This is a genomic window from Paraburkholderia aromaticivorans, assembly GCF_012689525.1.
Lineage (GTDB): Bacteria > Pseudomonadota > Gammaproteobacteria > Burkholderiales > Burkholderiaceae > Paraburkholderia > Paraburkholderia aromaticivorans_A.
In genome coordinates, this window is the sequence record NZ_CP051515.1 from 3,060,377 (window position 1) to 3,085,009 (window position 24,633).

Sequence of the window (24,633 nt, forward strand, 5' to 3'; positions counted from 1 at the left end):
GTGTTATGTCGACAATGTTATCGATGACGCGTTTGGTGCTTCGCGCGAGGCGCGCGTCATCTTCGGTACTGCATGTGCTCTTCTTTTACGACGTCTTCTCGACACCGACAGGGCGCGCCAGCTCCGCCAGCGTCGCGATGTTGTCCAGCGATTCCATCTGCCACCCCGCTTCGAGCAGCTTCTCGGCGTGCGCGCCGCCCAGAATCGGTTCGACCAGATCGGTGAACTTGGCGGCCAACTCGGCATTGCTCATCGGCCGATCGATGCTGCCGATCGCATGCTCGACGTGCTTCTCGAGCCGCTCGCCGTTGGTCAGCGTGATCGTGATGTGAACGGCGTCGGCCGGCATCGCGGGATCGATCTCGGCGGTGACCTTGTCGCGCAGTCGTACCGTCGCGGCGTCGTGAACGGCCGCATCGCTGTACTGATGTTCGCCGGCGCGACCGTCGATGATCGCCACCGCCGCCGAGTGATAGACGCTGAACTTGCCGTCGAGCCCGGTCTGCGGCGTGCGTTTGCCGGTCAGTTCGAGCACCAGCGGATGCACCTTCAGCAACACCGACGCAATCGCGTCCGCCTTCAACGCATGTTCGTTGCGCAACTGGATGCAACCGTCGATCGCCGGATGGATCACGATGCCGCACGCAAACGGCTTATACGAATTCAGCAGACTTTCATGGCGCTCGCCGAGCCCTTCAGTGATTTCCGCGTAGTTGCGATGCGTGCTCGTCACGTTCGCCCAGCCGCGTTTCGCTTCGATGCCCTGCTGCGAACTCGTGTAGCCGCGCGCCGCCAGCAACGCCGACACGAGGCCGTTCTGCGCCGCGCGTCCCGGATGGAAGCTCTTGGTCATCGTGCCGAACATCTCGCGCAGGCCGACCGGCTGCGTCGCCGCGAGACCTAGCGCCCAGATCATCTGCTGTTCGTCGAGCCCGAGCAGCTTGCCTGCGGCGGCCGCCGCGCCGAACACACCCGCCGTGCCGGTAATGTGCCAGCCGATGTCGTAGTGGTTCGGGTACACCGCATTGCCGATCCGGCATTCGGTTTCGATGCCGAGCGTCAGCGCGAGAATGAACTCCTTGCCGCTGACCGGTCGATGCTCAGCCAGCGCAAGAATCGCCGACGCCACCGGCCCCGCCGGATGAATCACGGTCTTCAGGTGCGTATCGTCGAAGTCAAAGACGTGCGAGCTGATGCCGTTGAAGAGCGCGGCGCTCAGCACGTCCACCTTCTCGGTGCGGCCGAGCACGGTCGCCTGTGCCGGGCCGCCGAACGGCGCGAGCGCCGCCATGGCGATCTCGACCGCTTCATGCCGCGACGCGCCGACCGCACAGCCCATCCAGTTGACGAAAGTGCGCACCGCGTGGTCGCGCACGGCTTGCGGCAGGCTGTCGGCGCGCGCGTTGACGAGATAACGCGCGAGAGTTTGAGTGACGCGATCGGCTTGGGTCATCGGATCGTAGAGAGTAGTGAGGCCATGAAAAGGGAATCGGCAGGGTACAAGATCGCATTGTACATATTGTCGACAATACGCAAATCATGGCAAATTCTAGTTGCGCACTTGCGTTGTGGATAGTATGTTGTCGACAATCTTCAAGACGCAATGTGCGTTGTACACTGCCAGCTTTTCCCCAAAACAGGTCCGTCTATGCCCCGCCCCACCACTTCGCTCGAGTTGCTTCGCTCCGTCACGCTGTCCGGTCTCGTGCAAGAGGAAATTCTCCGTCGCATCAAGACGGGTGAGCTCGAGGCCGGCATGAAACTCAACGAGATGGATCTCGCCGACCATCTGAAAATCAGCCGCAGTCCCGTGCGCGAAGCGTTTCGCGCGCTCGAGGAAGCGGGCCTCGTGTGGCTCGAAAAGAATCGCGGCGTCTACATTCGCGAGATTTCCGACGACGAAGCTGCCGAGCTCTATGAAGTGCGCGCCGGCCTCGACGAAATGGCCGGCCGCCGGCTGGCCTCGAAGATCACCGACGCGCAGTTGCAGGAACTCCACGCCATGCTCGATCAGCTCGAAGCCAGTTCGATCCACGGCGAGCTGAACAATTACTTCACGCTGAATATCGCCTTTCACGACCGGCTGGTCGAACTGTCGGGCAACGCGACGATGCTCGGTCTGTACCGGCAAACGATCAACCGTATGCATCTGCTGCGCCGGCGCGGCTTTTCGATCGCGGGCAGTTCGCAGGCGTCGCACACCGAACACCGCCTGATTCTCGACGCGCTGGCGAGCCGCGATCCCGAAGCCGTCGCGACGGCGATGCGCCAGCACGTGCAGGCGGGCTTCCAGCGCGCGATCGCCGCACATAACGCGGAAGACGCCGCGCCCTCGCCCGCCGGCAGCGCCGCCTCCGGCAAAACGCCGCGAGCCACCGTCGCCGAAGGTCCGCACTAAGCCTCACAGCGCGCCCGGAACGCGTGGCACGGCGGTGCACGCATTTCATTACCGACTCGGAGTGGTCACCTGTATGAGCGTTGAAAAACCAGAAGGACACGGAATCGTTGGCGAAAAACTCGGCGCCTGGATTGCTGACGTGCACGCGTCGGCATTGCCTGCACAGACTGTCGAAATCGCCCGTCTGCTGCTGCTCGATGTGACGGGTTTGTGCATCGCCGGGCGTGACGAATCGTATATCCGCGCGACGCTGCAAGCCACCGATGCAGGCGGCGCCTGCACTGCCCTCGGCCACGCAGGCAGCTTCAGTGCATTCGATGCGGCGCTGATCAACGGTACCGCCGCGCACGGCGAAGATTACGACGACACCTTCGAAGGCGGTCCGGTGCATTCAGGCGCGGTGGTCGTGCCCGCGGTGCTGGCGGCGTGCGAACGCGAAGGTCTCGGTGGCGAGGCGCTGCTGCGCGGCATCGCGGTCGGCACGGAGTTGATGTGCCGGCTGAGCCTCGTCGCGCCGCGCGCGATCCATACGGCCGGCTTTCATCCGACGGCGGTGATCGGCGCACTCGCGGCAGCGGGCGGCGTCGCGAGTGCGTTACGCCTGAATCCGCAGCAGGCCACGTCGGCGCTTGGTATCGCGGGCAGCATGGCGGCGGGGATCATCGAGTATCTGGCGGAAGGCACCTCGACCAAGCGGATGCACGCCGGATGGGCCGCGCAGTCGGGCATTCGCGCGGCGTTGATGGCGCGCGGCGGCTTCGACGGTCCGCGCACCGTGCTCGAAGGCAAGCACGGTTTCTTCAAGGCGTTCGCACCGTCACGCGCACCCGATTTCTCGCCCGTGCTCGATACGCTCGGCAAGTCGTGGATCATGGAGACGATCGCGTTCAAACCTTATGCGTGCGGGACGATGACCCAGCCGTATATCGATTGCGCGATCGCACTCGCGGAGCGCGGCGTGCAGGCGGAAGAGATTCGCGACATCGTGTGCGAGGTCGGCGAAGGCACGGTGCATCGGCTGTGGGAAGAACTCGCGGTCAAGCATCGGCCGCCGACCGCTTACGCCGCCAAATTCAGCACGCCGTTCTGCATGGCCGTGGGTTTCTTCGATCGCAAGGCGGGCTTCAGCCAGTTCACCGAAGCGCGCATTCACGATCCGGCGGTGCTCGCGCTGGCCGGCAAGATCCGCTACGTGATCGATCCGGACAACGAGTATCCGAGCAATTTCACCGGCCATCTGCGCGCGACGCTCAACGACGGCACCGTTAAGGAAGTGCGTCAACCGCACATGCGCGGCGGCGCGCGCGAACCGCTGTCGGGCGCCGAGCTCGCCACTAAATTCACCGACAACGCGCAGCACGGCGGCTGGAGTGCGGCACTCGCCGACGAGGCGCGCGTATGGTGTGAGACGGTGTTCAGCGAGCCGGCACTCGGCGCGATCGCGCAGTTCCGGCAATAGACGGGGCGATGCGAACGACGTCCTGACTGATCGGCGTCGTTCGTTGATGACACGTAGCGCCTCGTCGGCGCAAAGCGGACACCGCAGCCACTTCCGCACGGACACCCGGGCGCACGGCGCTGCCTATGCCTGCGATGCACACGACTCAATCCTGCAAGCCGAGCACGTTCCGGTATGAACAACGGTTCGAGTCGACGAAGCGCACGCGAAATTCGACCGGCTGGTCCTTGAACGTGAACGCCGTGCGCTCGATGCGCAGCACCGGCGCGCCGACTTCGATATTCAGCGCGCGCGCCACCTCTTCGTCGGCGGCCGCGCCGCCCAGATCTTCCACCACGCGCACGACCGAAATTCCAAAGTGCTCCTGGTAAAAGCCATAGATGGAACCGCGCCGTGCCTTGAACATCTCGGCTTCGAGAGTCGGGAACACGTCGAGCGGAAACCACAAACGATCGAGCATGACAGGCACGTCGTCATGCAGCCGAAGATTGTCGGCGGTGGCAAGCCGTGCGCCGCGCGCGAGCTTGAGCGTCGCGGCGAGTTCCGAACTCGCGCGCTCCTTGCCGAAGCGCAGCAGGCGCGCGGTGACCTTCAGTAATTCGCCGTCTGTACCGACGAAGCTGAAGTAGTGGTCGAACGCATGTTGGTCGGCGAACTTCGCGACGATCGTGCCGCGCCCGGCCCGGCGAATCAGCAGCCGCTCGGCCACCAGTTCTTCGACTGCGCGGCGGATCGTGCCGATGCCGACGCCGAATTCCTCGGCGAGTTGCGGCTCCGTCGGGATCTTGTCGCCGGCCGTCCATTGGCCGGTACGAAGGCGCTCGACAATACCGGCGCGGACGATTTCATAGAGCGGTTGCTCTCCCGGAGTACGAAGTCCTGGCATTCAGGTCAGTGTCAGAGTGAAGAAAAAGGAATCGGAAAAAGCCGCTCGATCCGCGATGAGATGGCCGAGAAACGCACACATTTCATGCGCCACTCCCGGTCCGATTCGCGGCCCGCACGGCGAATTCCGGAAGGATACAGGATCGACACCCGTATGCGTCAGCGCGACCGGCGCCATGCGGATACCGAGCGCGATGGCTGGAGGCAATCGGCATCGACCCGAACCCTTCTATTAATTCGCATCATTCGAATGATTCGATTGACGAAGGCAAGATGTCGTCTTAGACTGATCTTCATCGCGCAACCACGCGCGCTTACATCAGAGGAGATGAGTTATGCCGAATTTCATCAAGCACATTGCATTCAAGGTTGAAGATGTCGAGAAGGAACGCGCGTTCTATGAGAACGTGTTCGGCTACAGGCACGTGAATACGGTGCGTCGCAAGGGCAAGAACGGCGACCACATTTCGCATCACCTGACCGACGGTTATATGGACCTGACGTTGATTCACTATGAGCAGTCGGATTCCGATGAAGCCGATTTCGCCGGCCCGGCGCCGTGCATTCACCACATCGGTATGGAAGTGGAAGACCTCGACGCGTTCATCGCGCAGATCAAGGAAAACGGCGGCGAAATCCTGACGGCGCCGGGTCATCTGCCGGTCAAGTTCCGTTCGCCGAACGGCCCGGTTGCCGAAGTCGTGCCGATGCAGCGCTGGGAAAAGAAGACGCTCGCCGCCGGCGTACACGGCGAAGTGCTCGAGTAAGTACGTTCAAGTTCGCGTTTCAGTTCGCATCACACCAATTCATAGCGAACTGTTCGACGTACGGCGACGTGGGGCGATTCTCGCGGCGCCGCGACACCCAACGCAACGGCACATGCCGTTGCGTGGTCGCAAGGAGGAGACACGATGGAATCGATCCGCCGCCGCAACCGCTTTTCCGCGACGACAGGCGTACTGATTGTCCTGTGCATCATGTCGTTCCTGATGTATGTGGACCGCACCAACATTTCCACTGCGGCTCTCGCGATCCGTCGCGATCTGCATCTGAGCAACTCTCAGCTTGGCATCGTGTTTTCCGCCTTTGCGCTGACCTACGCGCTCGCGATGATTCCAGGCGGCTTTATCGGCGATCGTCTCGGCGCCCGCAAGATGCTCGCCGTGTGCGGCGTGCTGTGGGGTCTCGGCACGCTCCTGACCGGCTTCGCCGGCGGGCTGGGGACGTTGCTGCTCGCGCGCTTCGTCGTCGGGTTGGGTGAAAGCCCGATCGTGCCGGCATCGGCCCGCGCGTTGACCGCGTGGATGGAACCCGAGCGGCGCGGCTTTTCTCAAGGCATCACGCATGCCTGCGCCCGGTTGGGCAATGCATCGACGCCGATTCTCGTCGCCGGCCTGATCACCGCATTTTCGTGGCACATCGCGTTTATCGTGCTCGGTGCGGCGAGTCTCGCGTGGGTCGTACTGTGGGTCTGGTATTACCGCGACAATCCCGCCGATCATCCGGGTATCACGCCCCAGGACATCGCGCGCCTGCCCGCGAAACTCGGCAAGACACGCGTGCCGATGCGCTGGCCGCCGCTCTTGCGCGCGCTTTGGCCGGCTTCTGTGGTGAGTTTCTGTCACGGCTGGATTCTGTGGTTCTTTCTGAACTGGATGCCGTCGTTTTTTGCGCAGGCTTATCACCTGGATATCCGGCATTCGGCCATCTTCAGTTCGGGGATTTTCCTGAGCGGCGTAGTCGGCACCACACTTGGCGGCTCGCTCAGCGATCTGATGCTGAAGAAGACCGGCAACATCCGCCGCTCGCGTCAAACGCTGATTACCGTCGGTTTTCTCGCGCCGATCGTGTTCTTCGTGCCGATGTTCCTGCACACGTCGTCGACGCTCGCCGCGCTCTCGCTGGCTGCCGCGCTGTTTCTCTCCGAACTGGTGACCGCGCCGCTGTGGGCCGTCGCAATGGACCTCGCGCCCAATCACGCGGCGACGTCGAGCAGCATCATGAACACGGGGCTCGGCATTGCGGCTTCGGTGTCGCCACTGCTGGTCGGCTGGCTCGTCGATACGATGCATTCATGGCAGCCTGTGTTTGCGCTGTCGATGTTCTTTCTCCTGCTCGGGCCGATTGCTGCGCACTGGATTCGCCCTGACCGTCCCTATCTCGGCGAGCCGGAAGCAAAAGCGAAAGAAGCCGCCGGTTTTGCAGCGCAGATGGATGCTTATTGAACGCGCCGCCTGGTCGACGCATGTCGGTGGGCGACAAGCTCGGCGCGTCGAACCTCGCGGAGTGTGCGCACGAAATCGCAGGCTAAGACTTCGCAGCGTTGCCGTTGTCGTTCCCGATGACGCCGAACTCGACAGGCATCTTCACGTAGAACAGATGCACACCATCGGCGCGCAGCCGGTCGAATAACCGGTCGGCTTCGTCGCTCGTCATCGCCATCACGACGGACAAAGGCTGGTCCGCCAACTCAAAGAAGTGTGCGGAGTGAATGCGGTGATGGTGGCCGATTCCTTCGCAGGCCGGTATCACGGTTGCACCACGCAAACCGAGTTCGCCCGCAAGATGGACGAGCCAGTCGGCCAGCGGTTTGCCGTGATGGCGGCGATCCTGTTGAGTGAAGAAGGTGACCTGATAGCCGTTCATGTCGGTGTCTCCTGTCCGCGCTGAATCGCTGTTGATTATTCTTGTCAGTAGAGAGGCGCGGCAATGCCTGCGTCGCCGGTTCGGCGCAGTCGTTGGCATCATCAGCCAAGCTATGGAATAAGTGTAGACGCCGGGCAGAACTAGTGCCAGCTAAGGCTGCCGGGATGCCGGGTATTCCGGTTGCCAGCAGCGCAGGCCGAACAGCGGCACGAGCCCATAAGCATGGTCCAGCATGTCCGACTGCAGGTTTTCGTACGGTTCCCAGCGAGTCTCGTCGATGTAGAGAAAGATCTCCAGCGCGACGACAGGCTGGCTGGACTGCACCTGGCGAATCACAAGGGGCATGTCGTGGCGGATCGCCGGATGGTCACGGAAATGCGCGGACAGATAGAGACGGTACAGGCCGAGATTCGTGCGGCGGCCTGCGTCATCGGGCGCAAATGCCGCGAGCGGCGGGTCGATATCGCTGTGCAGCCGGGCGAGCAGCGCCTCGTCGGGAAAGCGGACCGTGTCGGCGTCGAAATGAATCGAATGCTTGACGCGCCTGCCGCCCGATTCCGTCATGCCACGCCAGTTCTTCACGCCATTTGTCAGCAAAACGTAGCTCGGCACCATGACGATGGAGTTGTCGAAGTTCTGCACCTTGATCGTGTTCAGCGCAATGTCGATCACCGTGCCGTCGGCGACGAAGCCGGGCACTTCGATCCAGTCGCCCACCCGCAGCATGTCGTAGGCGGCGAGCTGGATGCTTGCGACGAAGCCGAGCAGCGTCTCACGGAAGATGATGATGAGCAGCGCCGTCATCGCGCTGAGGCCCGTGAGAAAGTAAGCGGGCGAACGCTCGAGCAACACCGAAATCACGGCGATCAGCGCGATCACGTAGAGCACGATGGTGGCGATCTGCAGGAAGCTCTTGATCGGCCGCTCGCTCGCGGAGGGGAAGTGGCTGTAGCGCTCGCTGACGCTGTCGAGGAACGCCAGCGCGGCGCGCAACACCGTGTACACCATGTAGCAGGCCGCCAGCACCGAGAGCGGATGCCCGAGCGCCGCGATCATCGGGAACGTGATGCCGGAAAGCAGCGGACCTGCCGCGTAGACGATTGCCGCGGGCACGAGCGGCGCGAGCCGATGAAAGACCTTGTGGCGCTCGGCGGCTCGCAGCCACTTGTGCCGCTCCTGGCGCGCGAGGCGGCTGACGATCAACAGCATGATCGAGCGCGTCACGTAGTAACAGATCGCGCTGGCCAGCAGTATCGCGACCAGCAGCGCCACGACGAGCAGTACCGCGACAAACTCACTGTCGGTATAGACGTGGAAGTGATGCCAGTCTGGTCCGCTTTCGATACGCAGCGCATTGTCGAACATGGTTTCTCCCATTGCCGGCGAACCTGTCGCGGCCACAGCGATTCACGACGCCCGCAACTCACGTACTCCCTTACCCAAGCGCCGCCGCAGCAACGTTCGCAAAGTGTGACCCTGGACGAACCGGGCTACCGCTGGTCCGGCGGCTCCTGCACGGCACACTTCATCGTACAACTGGCGAATGCGTGCTTGCACTGATTGACCCCTGCCCTGGCCCGGATCGAGTTTCACCCCTGCTCGATGCCAAGCAGCCGCGCGTCCAGCCGCCGCGCGAGCGCCGCGCCGCCTTCGCGCATCACTGCGTCGTGGTTCCATTGGAAAACCGGTCGCAACAACGGCGCCAATGCATTCATCCACGCGCGGTTCGTACGCACGCACCAGTCATAGCGGACCACAGTAAGATTGCGCCCGTCGGTCGAAAAACTCCACCGGCCGGCGCCTTCGACGTCGCCACTGGCCTCCCCCTCCAGCGCGATCAACGGGTCGACGCGCGTCACCCGCATATCGAACACCAGGCGATAGGGCAACCTGCCTTTCCACGTATAGCGTTGAACGACGCCCACGCCCTGATCCGAACCTGCCTCCAGCTGGTCCACGCGCTCGACGTTATGCCACCATTCGGGCCAGCGCGCCGAATCCTGGATTGCCGCCCACACTGCCTGCACGGGCGCATCGATGCGCCAGATGGTGGAAAAGCGGTATTCGACCGTACGCAAGCTGCCTCCATTCTTAGTATTCTTCTAGAGATTTTGGCAGATGCTCGCTGCACTTGCCATCACCGGCGAAACAGCGCCGCGCGACAAACCGTAGGACAGCTAGAAGCAGCCGGCGAGCGCCCGAAAGCCGAATCCGCGGAGCGGACGTTGGCTCGCTCGGCGTTAGGGTTCCTGAAACGTGCTAGATGAGCGTCGGCTGGAAGCGCGCAAACCTAACCGACGCAATATGGCGCACACGACGTATGCTAAGATAAAAGTTCGCGCACGAACTAAATCCCAGCAAAAAAAGCGCCGCCCTCCGGAGCGCAACAGGTGAGGTTGAAACATGGATCATCGGCTCGTATATCTGCTCAATGTGGGCCAAAAGCGCCTGCATCGGTGGTCGCAGACTCGGACAGCCGCAGGTGGAGTCACTGCAGCGCAGGCGGGGCTGCTTTTCTTTCTCGGGAAAAGCGACGGAGCCCTCACGAGCGAGGCGGCTGCGGCGCTCGATCTCAAGGCGCCGGGAATGAGCGGGTTGGTCGACAGAGCTGAGCGGGCCGGTCTCGTGGAACGCCATTCGGACGAACTCGATGGGCGCGCGTCGCGACTTTGGCTAACGGCCGCAGGACGCGCCGCACTCAAGCGATCGAAGTCGGGTCTTGCTGAGTTGAATGTCCGACTGACGGAGGGATTTACAGAGTCCGAGATCGACGTGGTTGCGCGCTGGCTGACGAGTTTGCAGGACAAGTTTCCTGACGCCGACGAGGAAACGGCATAGCGCGACACATGAACACGGCGGCACCGCCGTGCCGCCGCTGCTCGGCAGTGAACGCCGCTCCCATCAGCGCGGTATCTTCGTGAAGTCTGGCCGGCGTTTTTGAGCAAACGCCAGGAATGCTTCTTTCGCCTCCGCGCTGGCAAGCCGCTCCACGAATGTGATGCTTTCCCGATCCATCTGGGCTGTCAGCCGCTCTGCGTCCCGCATGAGCCGTTTCGTTGCTGTCAGTGATCCGTAGGGCTTGGTGGCAATTTTCTCGGCAATCCGGCGTGCTTCCGTACGCAATTCCGCAACGGGGACCAACCGATTGGCGATGCCCCAGGCAACCGCGGTATCAGCCGAAACGGGGTCGCCGAGCGCGAACATTTCGAATGCCCTGACATGTCCAATCTGGAACGGCAGGAGGTAGCTCGAGGCGGCTTCAGGAACCAAGGCCAGATTCACGAAGGGGGTCATCAATTGCGCCTCCTCGGATAACAGCACGTAGTCGCAATGGAGCAACATCGTCGTACCGATTCCGACCGCCTTGCCCTGAACAGCGGCTACGATAGGCACTGTTGCTTCAGCCAGAACTCGAAGAAAGCGGACTACGTGATGCTTCTGTGGACCGTTGCCCGTAGCCTGCGTGGCGAATTCCGAGAGATCGTTACCGGCTGTAAACATGTCCCCATCTGCCTGAATCAACAATGCGCGAACGTCGTCATCGACATTTGCCCGCTCGATTGCATCCGCAAGCGCGCCATACATCACGTTTGTAATGGCGTTCATTTTTCCCGGTCGCGAGATCGTCACGGCCAGCACGCCGGTTGCAAGCTCTACATTCACTTCTGGATTCATGGCCTCATCTCCAAAGATTTACTCAGGCTATCTACGGGTAGGCACGCCTGGGCACATTTGAGCGCATCAACATGTTCGTATGCGAAGTATATAATATTCGCATACGAAGTAAATGTTTTTGTCATCGACGAGTCGAACAAGGCGGATCAGCGGTCACGCCGCCGCGGGACGCAAGTTCGACTCGCTTTGGAAAACATCGGGAGTTCCACCGGAAAACGGCCCGCTTTCGGCACGCCGCGCTTCACGCGTTCATCAAGCTTTCGAAAACGTGCATTGCGCGTTTCGGATCCCAATAATTGGTTTGCCGCTGCCCCGAACCATCGGGGAGAACGGAGCGAACGCTTTGCGTTCTACACTTCCCTCTTCTTCCAGGGACCAACTCCGTAGTAATGCTATTAAATCGGTGTATCGTGCACATCATTCCAACGACGCATGATTCCGCGCGTGTTGCGCCGCACCCTGCGGTACGAATAAAAATGGCGCAAGCGGCACGCCAGTCATTCATTAGTCAAACTAGTTTAAGGGTATACATCGATTAGTAGGCAAAAGTGCGTGATATAGCATTTTCTGAGGGGTAGTCATGCGTACGCGCGTGCACGTGGGCTTTCCGAAAGGAGTGATGCCCGGTTCCGGTGCCTGTCTTGCCGGAGCTTTGTCTGCTTGCGCCGTTACAACCAGTGAAACGTTCGACAACTGAGAGACGGGAGACTGAGATGGCGCAATCGAAGGAAGACAAGGACGAAGTACAGGGCACGCGTCGGGGATTGCTGCAGGGCGCAGGCCTCTCTGCAGCACTGGCGCTAATGGGTGGAATGATCACGCCGGCCCAGGCGGCGGAAGGCGGTTCGTTTCCAGCGCACAAACGATGGAAGATCGTCTTCGTCAACCATGTGACGACGAATCCGTTCTTCGTGCCGACGCAATACGGCATTCAGGACGCGACCGCTTTGCTGGGCATGGACTATCAATGGACCGGCTCGGCCAATGCCGACATCGGCGAAATGGTCAATGCGGTCAACGCGGCGATTGCCGCGAAAGCCGACGCAATCGCAGTACCGATCGTCGACCCCAAGGCGTTCGACAAACCCATTCAGGCCGCGCTCGACGCCGGCATTCCCGTTTTCGCCTATAACGCCGACGCCCCTTCGGGTTCCACGAATCCGCGCCTTGCGTATATCGGCCAGGATCTTTATCTGTCGGGCTATCAGATGGGTGAGCGGATCGTGAGCCTCATCGATAGTGGCCTCGTCGCGCTCTTTATCGCCACGCCCGGCCAGCTCAACATTCAGCCCCGCCTTGATGGCGCAGTGGCTGCAATCAAGAAATCGGGCAAGAAGATCGACGTGCAGACCATCGCAACCGGCGCGACCGTCAACGAAGAACTCTCGAAGATCAAATCCTTCTTTCTCGGCCACCAGGATCTCAAAGGCATGTTCGCGGTGGACGCGGGTAGCACCCAGGGCGTCGCCGTGACGATGAAGGAATCCAACCTGCCGTCCAAAGGTGTCCACGGCGGCGGCTTTGACCTGTTGCCGCGCACGGTCGATCTGATTAACGAAGGCTTCCTCGATTTCACGATCGACCAGCAACCGTACGTGCAGGGTTTCTATACCGTGGTCCAGGCGTTCACCTTTCTCGCCTCCGGCGGGCTCGTTGGGCCGGCCAACGTCAACACGGGTCTGAAGTTCGTCACCAAGGGTACAGTCGATCCGTACCTGAACACGTCGACGCGCTATGAAGGCAAGAGCACGAAAGCCCAGATCGTGCCACGCACGGGTGCGATCAAAGGGTGACGTCTTCCGTGACGGACGCCCAGAAACCCGCCAAACGTCCGAGGCGCTGGTCAGGCGCGCTCGGACGTTCCAGCGAGATCCGCATCTTTGCGGTGGCGCTCATCCTCTGCATCTACTTCGAAACGGTCAACCATGACTTTCTGCTGACCGGCGCGAGTCTGCAGAATCTCTCGCAATTCATCGCACCAGTGGCGATCATTGCCTTTGGCGAAATCATGCTGATGATCGGCGGGGAGATCGATCTCTCCGCCGGGATGGTCTTTGCGTTTGCGCCGTTCATCATGCATTTCGCCATCGAGGCGGGCTTGCCGCCATGGCTTGGAATGCTCACCGGCGTGGTTGCCGCGGGCATCGTCGGGCTGATCAATGGCGCGGTGACGGTATACCTGCGCATCCCATCGTTCGTGACGACGCTCGGCACGTTGTTCTTCGTGAACGGCCTCACGCTGACGATCTCGCGAGGCACACCAGTTTCGCCACCGGAAAATTCAGCATTTGCGGCATTCATGGGCGAATGGGGTTACAGCGAAATCATCTGGACGCTTGCCATTGCGGCCTTCATGCACGTGCTGCTACGTCACACACGCTGGGGTTTGCATACGATCGCGTCGGGCGCGAATCCGCTGGGCGCGAGCGAGGCGGGGATACAGGTCAGACGCCTGAAGCTGGGCAACTTCATTCTTGCCGCGCTGCTCGCCGGGCTGACCGGGATCCTGGAGGGTTTCCGCATCACGTCGATCGATCCGCAAGCAGGCGGCAACCAGATCATGTTTCTTGCCGTCGCCGCTGCCGTGATTGGCGGCACGCCCCTCGCCGGCGGATCGGGCACGATCATAGGCGGGCTGATCGGCGCGGCGGTGCTTGGCATTCTCAACGACGGCTTCACGCTGATCGGCATCAACGCCTTCACCTTCAACATGATTCTCGGCGCGGCGATTCTCGGCGCCATGATCTTCAACATCCACGTGGTTCGTCTCGCACGCAAGGGGGAGCTGTAATGTCCGAGGTGCTGGAGGCGCTGCGCGGCGAAGACATTGTCAAACGTTTCGGCGCGGTTACCGCGCTCGATGGCGTGACGCTGACGCTAAAACAGGGCGAGATTCTTGGCGTACTCGGTGACAACGGCGCAGGCAAATCGACGCTGATCAAGATTCTGACTGGCTTTCATCAGCAGACCAGCGGCAAGCTTTTTGTCGGCGGCGCGGAAACGATGCTGCGCTCGGTCGATCACGCCCGTTCACTCGGCATTGAATGCGTCTATCAGGATCTGGCGCTCGCCAATTCCCTGAGCATTTATCACAACATGTTCCTGAATCGGGAAATCATCCGTCGAGGGCCATTTCGCCTGTTGAACAATCGCGCCATGCGTGAGCGCGCCGCGGAGTGTCTTGAAGAAATCGGCGTGCACGTGCCCTCGGTCGACCTGCCGGTCGAGCAGCTTTCCGGCGGGCAGCGGCAGGCTATCGCGGTCGCTCGCGCGGTCAATTCGAATGCAAAGATACTGCTGCTCGACGAACCGCTGGCTGCGATGGGCGCCCGCGAGGCGGGACTGATCATCGACCTGATCCTTCGGCTCAAGGCGAAAGGCGGCCTGTCTATCATCATGATCATGCACAACTACGCGCAGACGCTCGACATCGCAGACCGTGTGATGCTGATGCAACGCGGACGTGTGACCTACCAGCGTGAGGCAGCCAGCACGTCCGTCGAGGAGCTGATGGATATCGTGCGACGCGAATATCGGGCAATGCGGGCAACGACGCGCTGATATCACCTCCGCCGACGTGCCGTCTCCGCTCCTCAAGGCTCATTCAATGCTGCGACCGTATCGCAAGCGCCGAAGCCGAACAAGCTGCGAGGCGTAGTCCACAAGACGCGTCGGCGTGCGTCCGGATCGGGAATCAGGCGTTGGACCAACGTCAGCAGCGGCGCATAATCCATTCGCGCCGGCGCGCGCAGGAACGGCCAATCCGAACCCCACACGCAGCGATCCGGGCCGAACGTGCGCAGAATCTGCCGCGCGAAAATCTGCGCATCTTCGTACGGATAGTCAAGCTGCGAAAATTTCTGCAGCCCGGAAATCTTGACGAAAGTGCGCGCCGTGTCGGCAAGACGCATCAGCGACTGGAAGCCGGGTTGGTTCAAGCCGGCCGCGACATCGGGGCGACCACAATGGTCGATCAGCACGCGCGTCGCAGTCCGCCCAATCAGCGGTTCGAGCGCGACCAACTGATCGCCCGTGACCTGGATCTGCGCGAACATATCGAGGTCGGCCAGCGTGTTGAATAGCGCGTCGGCATCGCTCATCACTTCGACACCTTCCATCGCCGGATTGAAGGCAACGCCGACGACGCCCGCGCCCTTCATCTCCAGCAACGCTGCCCGGCTCACGTCGTTGTCCACCACGGCGATGCCTTTGAAACGATCGCCATGACGCGCGATGGCATCGAGCATGCAGCGATTGTCAGTGCGGTAGCCGCTCGTCGGTCCGACCAGCAACGCATGCCGCACGCCGCATGCGTCCATCACGTGAGCGAACTGCGCAGCGGTGCCGATCTCCTGCATCGACGGCCGGTACGCCGTGTCGGCGCGATAAGGAAAACGGTCGGGATCGAAAATATGGTTGTGACAGTCGATCTTCTCTTCATCGAAGATATTCATTGATGCGACTCTCCGAGCGATGCGTGACGGCAGCGTGCAACTTCAAGCATAGCGCGCGTGCTTCGGTACGCAAGTTCGAGCCGGTCCTTCGCGGGCAGCGACGGCAACGGCATTTCCACGCCCAAGGCCGTGCCGGCAGGCAGCGCGTCCAGCAAGTCGATGAGCGGCAAAACCCCTTCGCCCGGCGGCAACCGGCCCGCGCGCGCTTCGAGGATCGTCGCGTCGTCCCCGACCGGCGCGTGTTGCGACGCGTCGCAAAGCTGCACGGCACGCACCATTCCCACGGGTAATGCCTGAATGTCGGCCGGGCTGCCGCCCGAGCGCGCGAGGTGCAACGCGTCGACGAGAATCGCGAGGTTGGCATTGTCCACACGCTCGACCATCGAGCGGGCCTGGTTCAGCGTACCGACGTGGCGCCAGCGCATGAACTCCAGATCGACACGCAGGCCATATTGCGCGGCCAGTTCACACAGGGCCGCGAGGTTGGCCGCAAGCCGCCCGGCGTCGGGATCGTCGCCCGAGACCGTGACGCAACGGGCGCCCAGATAGGCCGCTGCGTCGAACATCGGCGCATAGGACGCGACGTCGATATCGGGCAGCACCGGAATGAACTCGACGTCGTGCACCGTCATGCCCTCGTCGACGAGCACGCGACGCAGTGCGCGATGCGCTTCGCTCCCCACGATGGACGGGTACGCGATCGCATCCGCGGAGGTCGGGTTCAGCCTGAGCCCCACTGCATCGAATCCCGCGCGCGCCGCCTGCGTTACCCACTCCAGCGGGGCCAGTTCCAGCGCGGTGAGATGCGCGACCGCGAGCTTCGGCGCTTCTGTCGGCGTGCTCAATAGGTGGCCCTCCCGCCGGTCAGATCGAAGGTGAAGCCGCTCGTAAAACTGCATTCGGGGCTCGCGATCCAGCTGACCATCGCACCGACTTCCTCGATCTGCAGGAAGCGGCCCATCGGAATCTTGGCCTTGCTCGCCTCGATATGCGCGTCGGACATTTCAGTGAACAGTTCGGTCTCGACCATCGCCGGCGCGACGCAGTTGATGAGCACGTTGTCCTTCGCCAGCTCTTTCGCCGCGGCCTTGGTGAACGCGATAACGCCCGCTTTCGCCGCCGAGTACCCCGAGATGAACTGAACGCCTTCCTTGCCCGCGATCGACGCCACATTGACGATGCGGCCGCCGCCACGCGCACGCATATGCGGAATCGCGACGCGGCAGCAGTAAAACACGCTGTTCAGATCCACGGCGATCACACGTTGCCATGCATCCACCGGATATTCCCAGCACGGCGCCACCGGTCCGTTGATGCCCGCGTTGTTCACGAGGATATCCACGTGCCCGAGATGTTCGAGCGTGGCCGCGAAGGCCTGTTCGACCGAGTCGATGGCGGCGACGTCTACTTGCTGAACGTGGTCGGGCATGAAACCCAGCCGTTGCGCACCGCAGTCGTTCACGTTCAGATCCCACACCGCCACGCGTGCGCCATCCGCTTTCAGCTTTTGCGCGATGCCCAGACCGATGCCACGCGCGGCGCCCGTGACGATGGCCACTTTCCCGTCGAGAGAGCGAGTCATATTCAATTTATTCCTTTGCTTGAAGAATGTCGTCTTGCAGTTCGATGCGCCTGATATCGCCGACTACAAAGATGTACGAAAACGCGCCGACCAGCGTGACAGCCGAGATGAAGGCCAACGCGTAGACAAACGAACCCGTCGCGTTGACGATCAGGCCGATCACCAGCGGCGTGACGATCCCCGCTGCATTGGCGAACAGGTTGAAGATGCCGCCGCTCAAACCGAGCAGACCCTTCGGTGCGATGTCCGAGACGATCATCCACGCAAGCGCCGACATCCCTTGAGCGAAGTAGGCAACGCAAAGAATCGCGATGACGGTTGCAGTGGACTCGACATAGTTCGCAAGAACAATGCTCGACGCGGCGAGCAGGCCCACGATCACCGGCAGCTTGCGCGACCAGTTCAGAGAGATGCCCCGGCGCAGCATGGCGTCGGAGATCCAGCCTCCCGCGAGCGTCCCCACCGACGCGGCGATAAACGGCAGCACCGCGATCAACCCGACCTTGAGCCAAGGCATATGACGCTCGGTCACGAGGTAAGTCGGGAACCACGTCAGAAAGAACACGTTGGTCGAATTGCAGGCGAACTGGCCGAGACAGATGCCGAGCATGCTGCGCCGCTTGAGGAGCGCGCCGATGTCGGACCAGCGAAAACGCGTGGCCTGCTGGCTGCCGTCGACCACGCCGCCGCCATCCGCGATGTAATCGAGTTCGGCGCGATTCGCATGTTTCGACTGATGCGGCTCGTGAAAGCGCATGAGCCAGATGCCGCCGAACACGACGCCCACCGTACCGACGATGCCGAACAACGCGCGCCATCCATAACGCTGTTCCAGCCAGAACAGGAACGGACTCAGGAAAGCCAGGCCGACGTATTCCGCGAACGTGTAGATGCCGGTTGCGCGGGCGCGCTCGCTCTGCGGAAACCAGATCGCGACCACCCGGCTGTTGGTCGGAAAACACGGCGCTTCGGCAATGCCGATCAGGAGGCGCATGATCAGCAGCGAGACGAAACCCGTTGCGAGCCCCTGCAACCCCGTGAAAAGAGACCACAGCGTGAGCGCGAAGAAATAGGTCCACCGGGTTCCGACGCGGTCCAGCATCACGCCGCCGGGAATCTGCGAAGCCGTGTAGGTCCACGAGAACGCTGAGAAGATCACGCCCATCAGCGCCGGATTCAAGCCGAGTTCGTGACTCATGCTCGGCGCGGCGATGCCGGCGACGCTGCGATCCAGATAGTTGATCATCGTGCCGACCGCCAGCAGCGCGAGTATGCCGAAGCGGGCGCGGGTCCGCCGCGCGGTTGTGGCAACGTCGATTGCCGCGACGCCAGACTGAGTTGCCTGATTCATCGTGTCTCCATCCTGTCTGCTCTTGGCGCGCTTCGCGAGCCGCCCTGTGCCCTCACCGGCTGCCCGCTTAGCGAGCGTTTCAGGTCATGCGGCTTGTGCGCGTTACGCAATGCGGGAGACGGGCTCCCGTTGAGCAGATACTAGATAGTTGCCACAAGCTTGTCGTATGCCGAGTTTCAGCTACCCTATAACTTTTGGTTAATATCTCCGGCTACGCGTTCTGGAGGATGCATGCGGTTCAAGCTCAGGCAGATGGAAGTGTTTCGCGCGGTCATGCTGACCGGGTCGATCAACGCAGCGGCGAAGATGCTCTACGTGTCCCAGCCGGCTGTCAGCAAACTCATCTCCCACACCGAAACCACCTTGGGCTTGCGCCTGTTTGAACGCACGAAAGGCCGGCTGATACCGACAGCGGAAGCGCAGGCGCTATTCAGGGAAGTGGAGCAGGTCTATCAGGCGGCGCTGAGCGTCGATGAATTCGCGCGGGCGCTGGCGCTTGGGCCGGCGAGCCTGCTGCGGGTGTCCTGCAGTCCGTCGTTGGCGACGTCGATCGTCGCGCCCGCCATCGTCGAGTTGAAACGGCAGTTGCCGGCGCTGAGCGTGGACTGGCACACCACCCTGATGGCGGACATGCCGCTTGAAGTATTGAGCAAGGCCGTCGACGTGGCGGTCACGTCGATGCCGATCGAGCACGAACATCTCGACGTGGTGCCGTTCATGCGCGGCAGGATGGTGTGCGTCGTGCCGCCGCTTCATCGGCTGGCCTCGCATGAGCCCATTGCGCTGGCCGAACTGGTTGGCGAGCCCATGGTTCTCTTCCGGCGTGATATTCCGTTCGGCACGATGATCGCGCGCGCATGCCAGCAGGCCAACGTCGAACTGCAATCCGTGGTGGATGTCACGCGCGCGGACCAGGCGCTCGCATTGGTGAAGGGCGGGCTCGGGCTTGCTATCGTCGACGAGTTCGCCGCTGAAGGTCAGGGCTTGATCATCCGCCCGCTGATCGAGGAACTCGAACTCGTTTCGACCTTCGTCTATTCGAAGTTTTCGCCGCCTTCCCGCAATACGGCGCTGCTGATGCATGCGGTCTACAAGCAGGCGCAACGCATCAACCGGCAGATTGCGGGGGCATCGCTGCCGGACTAGAGCAAACCCGCGAAGTGCAGCACGACAAACGACCCCGCGCCGCCCGCGATCAACACCAGCGCGTTGATTCGAGTCGTCATCACCAGCACCGTCGCGATTGCCGCGGTGAGCCACGCGATCCAGCCGCCATCGAGTTGTTTCATCAACACGTAGACAGCGGCCAGAATGAGACCGGTGGCAACAGGCCGCAGACCCGCCTGCAATGCGTTCAGCCAGCGGGCGCCTTCATGTCGGTTCCACACGTGTACGACACCGCACATCAGGAACGCCGTTGGCCCGAACAAGGCCAGCGTCGCCACGAGGGCTCCGCCAAAGCCGCCGACCTGCCAGCCGATCAATGTGGCCAGCAGCGAGCCCGGACCCGGCGCGAGCCGTGCAATCGCGAAGTCGCTCAGGAATTGGGCGTGCGTCGTCCAATGATGCACGTCGACGACTTGCCGTTGGACCTCGGCAATGATCCCTTGCCCGCCGCCGACCGTCACGATCGAAAGCGGCGCAAAAACCGAAAACAGTGCGATGAGATTTCTGGACACGTGATGTGGCTTTCTGAAAGTTGCCCGACTGTCGTTATTGCTGCCGCGGCGAACGGACGTATTCGTAGCCGACGCTCAGGACGCCAGCTATCAACACTGTCCACACGAGCGACGCCCTGAATAACGCGACTGCCACGAAGGTCGCGATCAGCATGAGATACGAAAACAGGCGCCGCGGCAGCCTGCGCGCGGCGGTGATCGCCATCGCCGCGGATAGGCCGATTGCACCTGCCGCCGCACCGGCCAGCGCGATATGCGTGAGCGGAAGATAGGCGATGGCCGAGAAGAACGCGCCGAGCAGCACGATCACGATGGCCGGCGGAAAGATGATGCCGCAAAATCCGGCCAGCGCCCCGCGCCAACCCAGCAAGCGATAACCGATCCAGATGGCCAGGTTCTTGATATTGACGCCCGGCAGCGCCTGCGACAACGCCAGTCCGTTGAGGAACTCCTCCTCGCTCAGCCAGTGCCGGTCGTGCACGAATTCGCGCAGGAACCATCCGCTCAAGCCGCCGCCAAAACTCGTCAGCCCGATGCGGGAAAAAACAAGGAACAGCCCTAGCGCGGTCACCTTCACTGGCGCCTGTCCGCCGCCTTGCCCGATAGCTTCGCGTCCCGGTGCCGGTTCGAGAACTTCTTGCCCGTGGGTGCCGTTGACCAATGCCCTCTCCTTACGAACTGTGTGGCAAAACCGGGGAATCGTGATGCGTCGTTGGCGTCGTGACGGCCACAACGACGCAATCACCCCGCTTGGCTCCTGGTGCTAAATGATAGCCGCAATAGGCCGGCCTAAATCGCCCGTCATGAAACGACGCCAAAGCTTCTCTGCCTGCACGCGAGGGCGAACAGTCTCCTTGACACCCGTTCAGGACGGTATTTAATTCCACTATCTGCCGGCCGGGCCAAAAAAGTAGAAGTACATTGACTTGCTGTTGCCGGAAATCCAGTTTCGTACCGTGCGTGATTTTCACTTCATGCGGCGATGTCGTTCGCCTGACCGCCGGACCTTCTGATGCCATGATCTCGCCGTGACGGGATGCATCCGCTGCGAATCGAGCCGCCTAACCTGCAGTCAAGTGCAGTCAACGCCGGAGACATGCCATGAGCCCGACAATCGATCGACCGTGGAAACGTTGGGCCGTAATCGCGAGCGCCGTTTTGCTGGTGTCGTGCGGCGATTCGCTCAGTTCGAATCCGACGGTCCCCGATTCGATCATGCAGGTGATGCAAAAGCCGATCTACCAGAACGCGACCTGGTCGATGCAGGTAGTCGATCTCGACTCGGGCCATGTGATCTATGACCTGAACTCGAGCGCCCAAATGCTGATCGGCTCGGTGCGCAAGCTCTTTTCGGTCGGCTCCGCGCTGAATCAACTGGGTGCGCAGCATCAGTTCGTCACGCCGGTTTACCGGCAGGGCACGGTCGGTGCGGGCGGCACGCTCACCGGCAATCTGATCCTGCTGGCAAGCGGCGATCTGACGATGGGCGGCCGAGCCAACCCGGACGGCACGATCGCCATCACGAACTTCGATCATAACGAGGCCAACTCGCTGGGCAACGCGATACTCGCCACGCCCGATCCGCTCGCCGGATTCAATTCCCTCGCGGCGCAGGTGGCGGCTGCGGGCATCAAAACGATCAATGGCGATGTCGTGATCGACGACCGGCTTTTCGAGCCCTTCGACTTTCGCGGTGAATTCAACGTGCGGCCGATCTTCGTCAACGACGACGTGGTCGACGTCACCCTGAACCAGAGCGCCGAAGGCTCGGCCGTTCCATTCGACTGGCGGCCCAAAACGGCCGCGTTCAGCGTGCAATCCACGCTCGCGACGGGCAGCGCGGCCTCGAAGCTGGACATCGAACTCGCGCCGGAACCGCCGTTGTGCATCGGCTCGCCGGGTTGTGTCGGCAACATAACCGGCAACGTGCCGGCGGGTTTCGTGCCGCCACTGACGAACGCCTACCCGCTGATCCGCGCGTTCCGCGTGACCGAGCCCTCCAATTACGCTCGCACCGTGTTCATCGAAGCGCTGGCGCGCGCGGGTGTCACGGTTACGGCAACGCCCGTCGCTGCCAATCCGGTTCAGTTGCTGCCCGCGCAAGGCTCGTATTCGAGCGCGACGCAGGTTGCGCAACTCACTTCGCAACCCTATGAGCAATACGCCAGATACGTCATGAAGGTCAGCTATAACATCGGCGCCGATACGAGCCTCATGCTGTTCGGTCTCGCACGCAACGGTTCGACGACGCTGACCGGCGCGTTAGCGGCGGAACAGGTCGAGTTGTCGACCACGTTCAAGATCCCGTCGAGCGAATACCATTTCATCGACGGCAGCGGCGGCGGCGACTCGACTGCGAGCGGTACGGCGGTCATTGCCATGCTCAGAGGCATGAGCACGACACCGGTCTTTTCGCCCTACTTCGACGCGTTGCCGGTGCTGGGTGTAAACGGATCGCTGGCCACCATCACCGCGTTCGAATCCGACGCGACGCTTGCGGGAGCGAAAGGCCAGGTGCACGCGAAGACCGGCACGTACGTCACGGAGAACCCAAACGCGCCGTCGTTACCGTTCCTGAGAGGACAATCCCTCGCCGGGTATATCGATGCGAAAAGTGGCCACCGGATCGCATTCGTGCTGACGGTGAACAACGTTCCTATTTCGGGCATCAGCGACGTGCTTGCGGTCTTCCAGGACGAAGGCACGATATCAGCGATGCTCTGGAAACTGCAGTAATGCGGCGGCGCCCCCTCTGCGCGTTTCGTCAGTACCGTGCGTAGACGATGCCGAGTATCTCTGCTTCGTCGTCGAATACATCGAGCGTATCGGTGAGCGCGGCCACCGGACCGGCGTTGTTGACGAACAGCGCGTAGGCGAGCCGCCGTCCGCTCTTTGCGTCGATATAGCCGGCCATATTCATGGCGATCATCTGCCCGCCGGAGACGGTCGCGCCGCTCTTCACGGCGATATGCTCCTTGCCCGCCACGTTTTTGCCGATTGCGGCAAGCGAACCATCGACACCGAGAATCGACAGTGCGTTCCGATACACCGTGTAGTTCGGCCGGCGGCTCATCACACTGAGCAGCGTCGCGGTGGTGCGCGCCGTCGCGCGACTGTCGGGCGTGCCGCTGCCATTGGTCGGAAAATTGAAGCCCGCTCCGTCGAGGCCCAGATCGCCGGTCAAGGATTGACGCTCCGCGGCCAGCGCGTCGTTGACGGTCCGCGCGCCCTTCGTCAAACCCTGGTACATCAGGCTCAGATTAGCGCCCGTATTGAGGCTGACCTTGAGGATCAGTTTCGCGATCTCCGAATAAGGCAACGACGTAAAACTCGCGACCTGCGTCGCGCTCGTATAGGTTTGCGGCGCGGGCAACCTGACTGAAGCATTCGGCTGGACAGCGGGCGCCGACACCGTCACGCCGGCGCGCACCAATGCGTCGACGAATGCGGTTCGTGCGAAGGACGGCGGATCCTCGACACGCAGGTTGCTGACGTACAGGTCGTTGCCAATCAACGCCGACTGATAGCCGGCAGGAATCGATGCCGGCGTGCTGAGGCTGGCTTCGCCGGAGATTGTTCCTTTGCAGCCCGGCGTGGCGAGACAGCTGAGCGGCCCTTCTTCGAGCGCATCGCCGGATGTCACGATGTCCGGCGCGCTGTTGGCCGCAGTCGTCATCGACGTTCCCTGCATGGTCATCGCGCTAGTGCGTGGCCGCCAGTCGAGTTGGCCAGGTTGCCCCGCGTTCGCCCCCGGCGCGAGCGTCACATCGATCACGTTCTCGTTAATGAGAATCGGCGAAATGAGCACGTTGCCGTTCGGCACGCGGAACGCGTCAAAGAGCCTGTCGTCGATGATCACGTCGCCGCTGATCGACGTGATGCCCGCCGCCCTGACCTGCGCGGCCAACTGGTTCACGGCCGTCAACGGGTCTTCGGGCGTCAGGATCGCCCCATTGAAGGCACGCGCCTCGTTGTGATCGAAGTCGGTGAAATCAATCGTGCCGTCTGCCTTCATCCGGCCGCCGAAAGTCAGGTCGCCGGACGCCTTGACGATGAGATCGCCGATCAGTTTGCCGGATGCGTCGACCGTGCCATTACGATAGACCGGCGTTTCAAAGCGGTAATCCGGACCGATTGCATTGAGCGCCGTTCCCACCGAGAAGAGCTTGCGCACCGAGCCCGTCAATGACAGCACATCCGGCTGCAGCGAGTAGAGCACTTCGCCCGTGCCCGCATCCATGACGATCATCGACCATTGCGACTTCGCGCTCGTATAGCGCGCCTTGTCCATGATCTGCGTAATGGGATCTTGCGAAATATCGCTGCCGCAACCGGCGACGAACGAACATGAGGCCATCAACGCCAGAACGGCCAGCAGTTGCGTGCGCATGGATAGTCCCGCCGATCGCCATAGGAGAGTTTCAGCATAGTATGCCGGGGGCAGGAATACAAAATGCTCTGAGGCAACGCGCGGATTTATTTCGCACGATAGGGTGATTGGCTG

Annotated in this window: 23 protein-coding genes; 10 read left to right on the forward strand and 13 right to left on the reverse strand. The window is 61.9% G+C overall.

From position 1 onward, the window contains the following. Positions 1 to 85 precede the first annotated feature (85 nt). Positions 86 to 1,453 (reverse strand): MmgE/PrpD family protein, encoded by a 1,368-nt coding sequence (locus HF916_RS25540; protein WP_168791541.1) that lies wholly within the window; start codon positions 1,451 to 1,453, stop codon positions 86 to 88. Between the two features lie 195 nt (positions 1,454 to 1,648). Between HF916_RS25540 and HF916_RS25545 the strand changes: the two genes are divergently transcribed. Beyond that, the gene (locus HF916_RS25545; protein WP_168791542.1) at positions 1,649 to 2,398 is read left to right on the forward strand and encodes an FCD domain-containing protein; all 750 of its coding nucleotides are present in this window, start codon (positions 1,649 to 1,651) and stop codon (positions 2,396 to 2,398) included. A gap of 73 nt (positions 2,399 to 2,471) precedes the next feature. Continuing rightward, complete coding sequence (locus HF916_RS25550) at positions 2,472 to 3,857, forward strand: MmgE/PrpD family protein (protein WP_168791543.1); 1,386 nt, start codon at positions 2,472 to 2,474, stop codon at positions 3,855 to 3,857. A gap of 145 nt (positions 3,858 to 4,002) precedes the next feature. On the opposite strand, the gene HF916_RS25555 is transcribed toward HF916_RS25550, so the two are convergent. Beyond that, a complete protein-coding gene (locus HF916_RS25555) occupies positions 4,003 to 4,743 on the reverse strand; it encodes a GntR family transcriptional regulator (protein WP_168791544.1) in 741 nt (246 codons plus the stop codon). 334 nt (positions 4,744 to 5,077) lie between these two features. On the opposite strand from HF916_RS25555, the gene HF916_RS25560 reads away from it, so the two are divergent. Further along, entirely contained in the window at positions 5,078 to 5,509 is a 432-nt protein-coding gene (locus HF916_RS25560; RefSeq protein ID WP_168791545.1) for a VOC family protein, read from the forward strand. A gap of 144 nt (positions 5,510 to 5,653) precedes the next feature. After that, a complete protein-coding gene (locus HF916_RS25565; protein ID WP_168791546.1) occupies positions 5,654 to 6,967 on the forward strand; it encodes an MFS transporter in 1,314 nt (437 codons plus the stop codon). 82 nt (positions 6,968 to 7,049) lie between these two features. On the opposite strand, the gene HF916_RS25570 is transcribed toward HF916_RS25565, so the two are convergent. From HF916_RS25570 to HF916_RS25580, 3 genes are all read right to left on the reverse strand, one after another. After that, complete coding sequence (locus HF916_RS25570) at positions 7,050 to 7,388, reverse strand: DUF190 domain-containing protein (RefSeq protein WP_168791547.1); 339 nt, start codon at positions 7,386 to 7,388, stop codon at positions 7,050 to 7,052. A gap of 150 nt (positions 7,389 to 7,538) precedes the next feature. Further along, positions 7,539 to 8,753, reverse strand: coding sequence for a mechanosensitive ion channel family protein (locus HF916_RS25575; RefSeq protein ID WP_168791548.1), 1,215 nt, complete (start codon positions 8,751 to 8,753; stop codon positions 7,539 to 7,541). Between the two features lie 224 nt (positions 8,754 to 8,977). Next, entirely contained in the window at positions 8,978 to 9,466 is a 489-nt protein-coding gene (locus tag HF916_RS25580; RefSeq protein ID WP_168791549.1) for an SRPBCC family protein, read from the reverse strand. 325 nt (positions 9,467 to 9,791) lie between these two features. Here HF916_RS25580 and HF916_RS25585 point away from each other — a divergent pair, with 325 nt between their 5' ends. Further along, complete coding sequence (locus HF916_RS25585; RefSeq protein WP_168791550.1) at positions 9,792 to 10,226, forward strand: MarR family winged helix-turn-helix transcriptional regulator; 435 nt, start codon at positions 9,792 to 9,794, stop codon at positions 10,224 to 10,226. A 63-nt stretch (positions 10,227 to 10,289) separates the two neighbouring features. Here HF916_RS25585 and HF916_RS25590 read toward each other — a convergent pair whose 3' ends face one another. Continuing rightward, positions 10,290 to 11,063 carry an enoyl-CoA hydratase gene (locus HF916_RS25590; RefSeq protein WP_168791551.1) on the reverse strand — a complete coding sequence of 258 codons (774 nt, stop codon included), beginning with the start codon at positions 11,061 to 11,063 and terminating at the stop codon, positions 10,290 to 10,292. 713 nt (positions 11,064 to 11,776) lie between these two features. Here HF916_RS25590 and HF916_RS25595 point away from each other — a divergent pair. Genes HF916_RS25595 through HF916_RS25605 form a run of 3 tightly spaced genes read left to right on the forward strand, consistent with a single transcriptional unit; the run spans position 11,777 to position 14,624 of the window. After that, complete coding sequence (locus tag HF916_RS25595; protein WP_168791552.1) at positions 11,777 to 12,856, forward strand: sugar ABC transporter substrate-binding protein; 1,080 nt, start codon at positions 11,777 to 11,779, stop codon at positions 12,854 to 12,856. After that, entirely contained in the window at positions 12,853 to 13,854 is a 1,002-nt protein-coding gene (locus HF916_RS25600) for an ABC transporter permease (protein WP_168791553.1), read from the forward strand. The genes HF916_RS25595 and HF916_RS25600 overlap by 4 nt, the downstream gene beginning before the upstream one ends. Next, the gene (locus HF916_RS25605; RefSeq protein WP_168791554.1) at positions 13,854 to 14,624 is read left to right on the forward strand and encodes an ATP-binding cassette domain-containing protein; all 771 of its coding nucleotides are present in this window, start codon (positions 13,854 to 13,856) and stop codon (positions 14,622 to 14,624) included. Before HF916_RS25600 ends, HF916_RS25605 begins: the two co-directional genes overlap by 1 nt. Positions 14,625 to 14,656: 32 nt before the next feature. Here HF916_RS25605 and HF916_RS25610 read toward each other — a convergent pair whose 3' ends face one another. Genes HF916_RS25610 through HF916_RS25625 form a run of 4 tightly spaced genes read right to left on the reverse strand, consistent with a single transcriptional unit; the run spans position 14,657 to position 18,450 of the window. Beyond that, complete coding sequence (locus HF916_RS25610) at positions 14,657 to 15,517, reverse strand: amidohydrolase family protein (RefSeq protein ID WP_168791555.1); 861 nt, start codon at positions 15,515 to 15,517, stop codon at positions 14,657 to 14,659. Next, positions 15,514 to 16,362, reverse strand: coding sequence for a sugar phosphate isomerase/epimerase family protein (locus HF916_RS25615; RefSeq protein WP_240975497.1), 849 nt, complete (start codon positions 16,360 to 16,362; stop codon positions 15,514 to 15,516). Before HF916_RS25615 ends, HF916_RS25610 begins: the two co-directional genes overlap by 4 nt. Then, entirely contained in the window at positions 16,359 to 17,099 is a 741-nt protein-coding gene (locus tag HF916_RS25620) for an SDR family NAD(P)-dependent oxidoreductase (protein ID WP_168791557.1), read from the reverse strand. The genes HF916_RS25615 and HF916_RS25620 overlap by 4 nt, the downstream gene beginning before the upstream one ends. Before the next feature lie 7 nt (positions 17,100 to 17,106). After that, positions 17,107 to 18,450, reverse strand: a complete 1,344-nt coding sequence (locus HF916_RS25625; RefSeq protein ID WP_168791558.1) for an MFS transporter — start codon at positions 18,448 to 18,450, stop codon at positions 17,107 to 17,109. Between the two features lie 231 nt (positions 18,451 to 18,681). Between HF916_RS25625 and HF916_RS25630 the strand changes: the two genes are divergently transcribed. Then, on the forward strand, positions 18,682 to 19,596 hold the full coding sequence (locus HF916_RS25630; protein ID WP_168791559.1) for a LysR family transcriptional regulator: 915 nt from the start codon (positions 18,682 to 18,684) through the stop codon (positions 19,594 to 19,596). On the opposite strand, the gene HF916_RS25635 is transcribed toward HF916_RS25630, so the two are convergent. Together HF916_RS25635 and HF916_RS25640 are read right to left on the reverse strand one after the other, a co-directional pair. Further along, on the reverse strand, positions 19,593 to 20,129 hold the full coding sequence (locus tag HF916_RS25635; protein WP_168791560.1) for a chromate transporter: 537 nt from the start codon (positions 20,127 to 20,129) through the stop codon (positions 19,593 to 19,595). The two genes, HF916_RS25630 and HF916_RS25635, sit on opposite strands and share 4 nt — an antisense overlap. 34 nt (positions 20,130 to 20,163) lie before the next feature. Next, positions 20,164 to 20,790 carry a chromate transporter gene (locus tag HF916_RS25640; RefSeq protein WP_431311414.1) on the reverse strand — a complete coding sequence of 209 codons (627 nt, stop codon included), beginning with the start codon at positions 20,788 to 20,790 and terminating at the stop codon, positions 20,164 to 20,166. A gap of 440 nt (positions 20,791 to 21,230) precedes the next feature. Between HF916_RS25640 and HF916_RS25645 the strand changes: the two genes are divergently transcribed. Further along, a complete protein-coding gene (locus tag HF916_RS25645) occupies positions 21,231 to 22,865 on the forward strand; it encodes a D-alanyl-D-alanine carboxypeptidase/D-alanyl-D-alanine-endopeptidase (RefSeq protein WP_168791561.1) in 1,635 nt (544 codons plus the stop codon). 28 nt (positions 22,866 to 22,893) lie between these two features. On the opposite strand, the gene HF916_RS25650 is transcribed toward HF916_RS25645, so the two are convergent. Next, positions 22,894 to 24,519 (reverse strand): D-alanyl-D-alanine carboxypeptidase/D-alanyl-D-alanine-endopeptidase, encoded by a 1,626-nt coding sequence (locus HF916_RS25650; RefSeq protein WP_168791562.1) that lies wholly within the window; start codon positions 24,517 to 24,519, stop codon positions 22,894 to 22,896. Between the last annotated feature and the right edge of the window lie 114 nt (positions 24,520 to 24,633).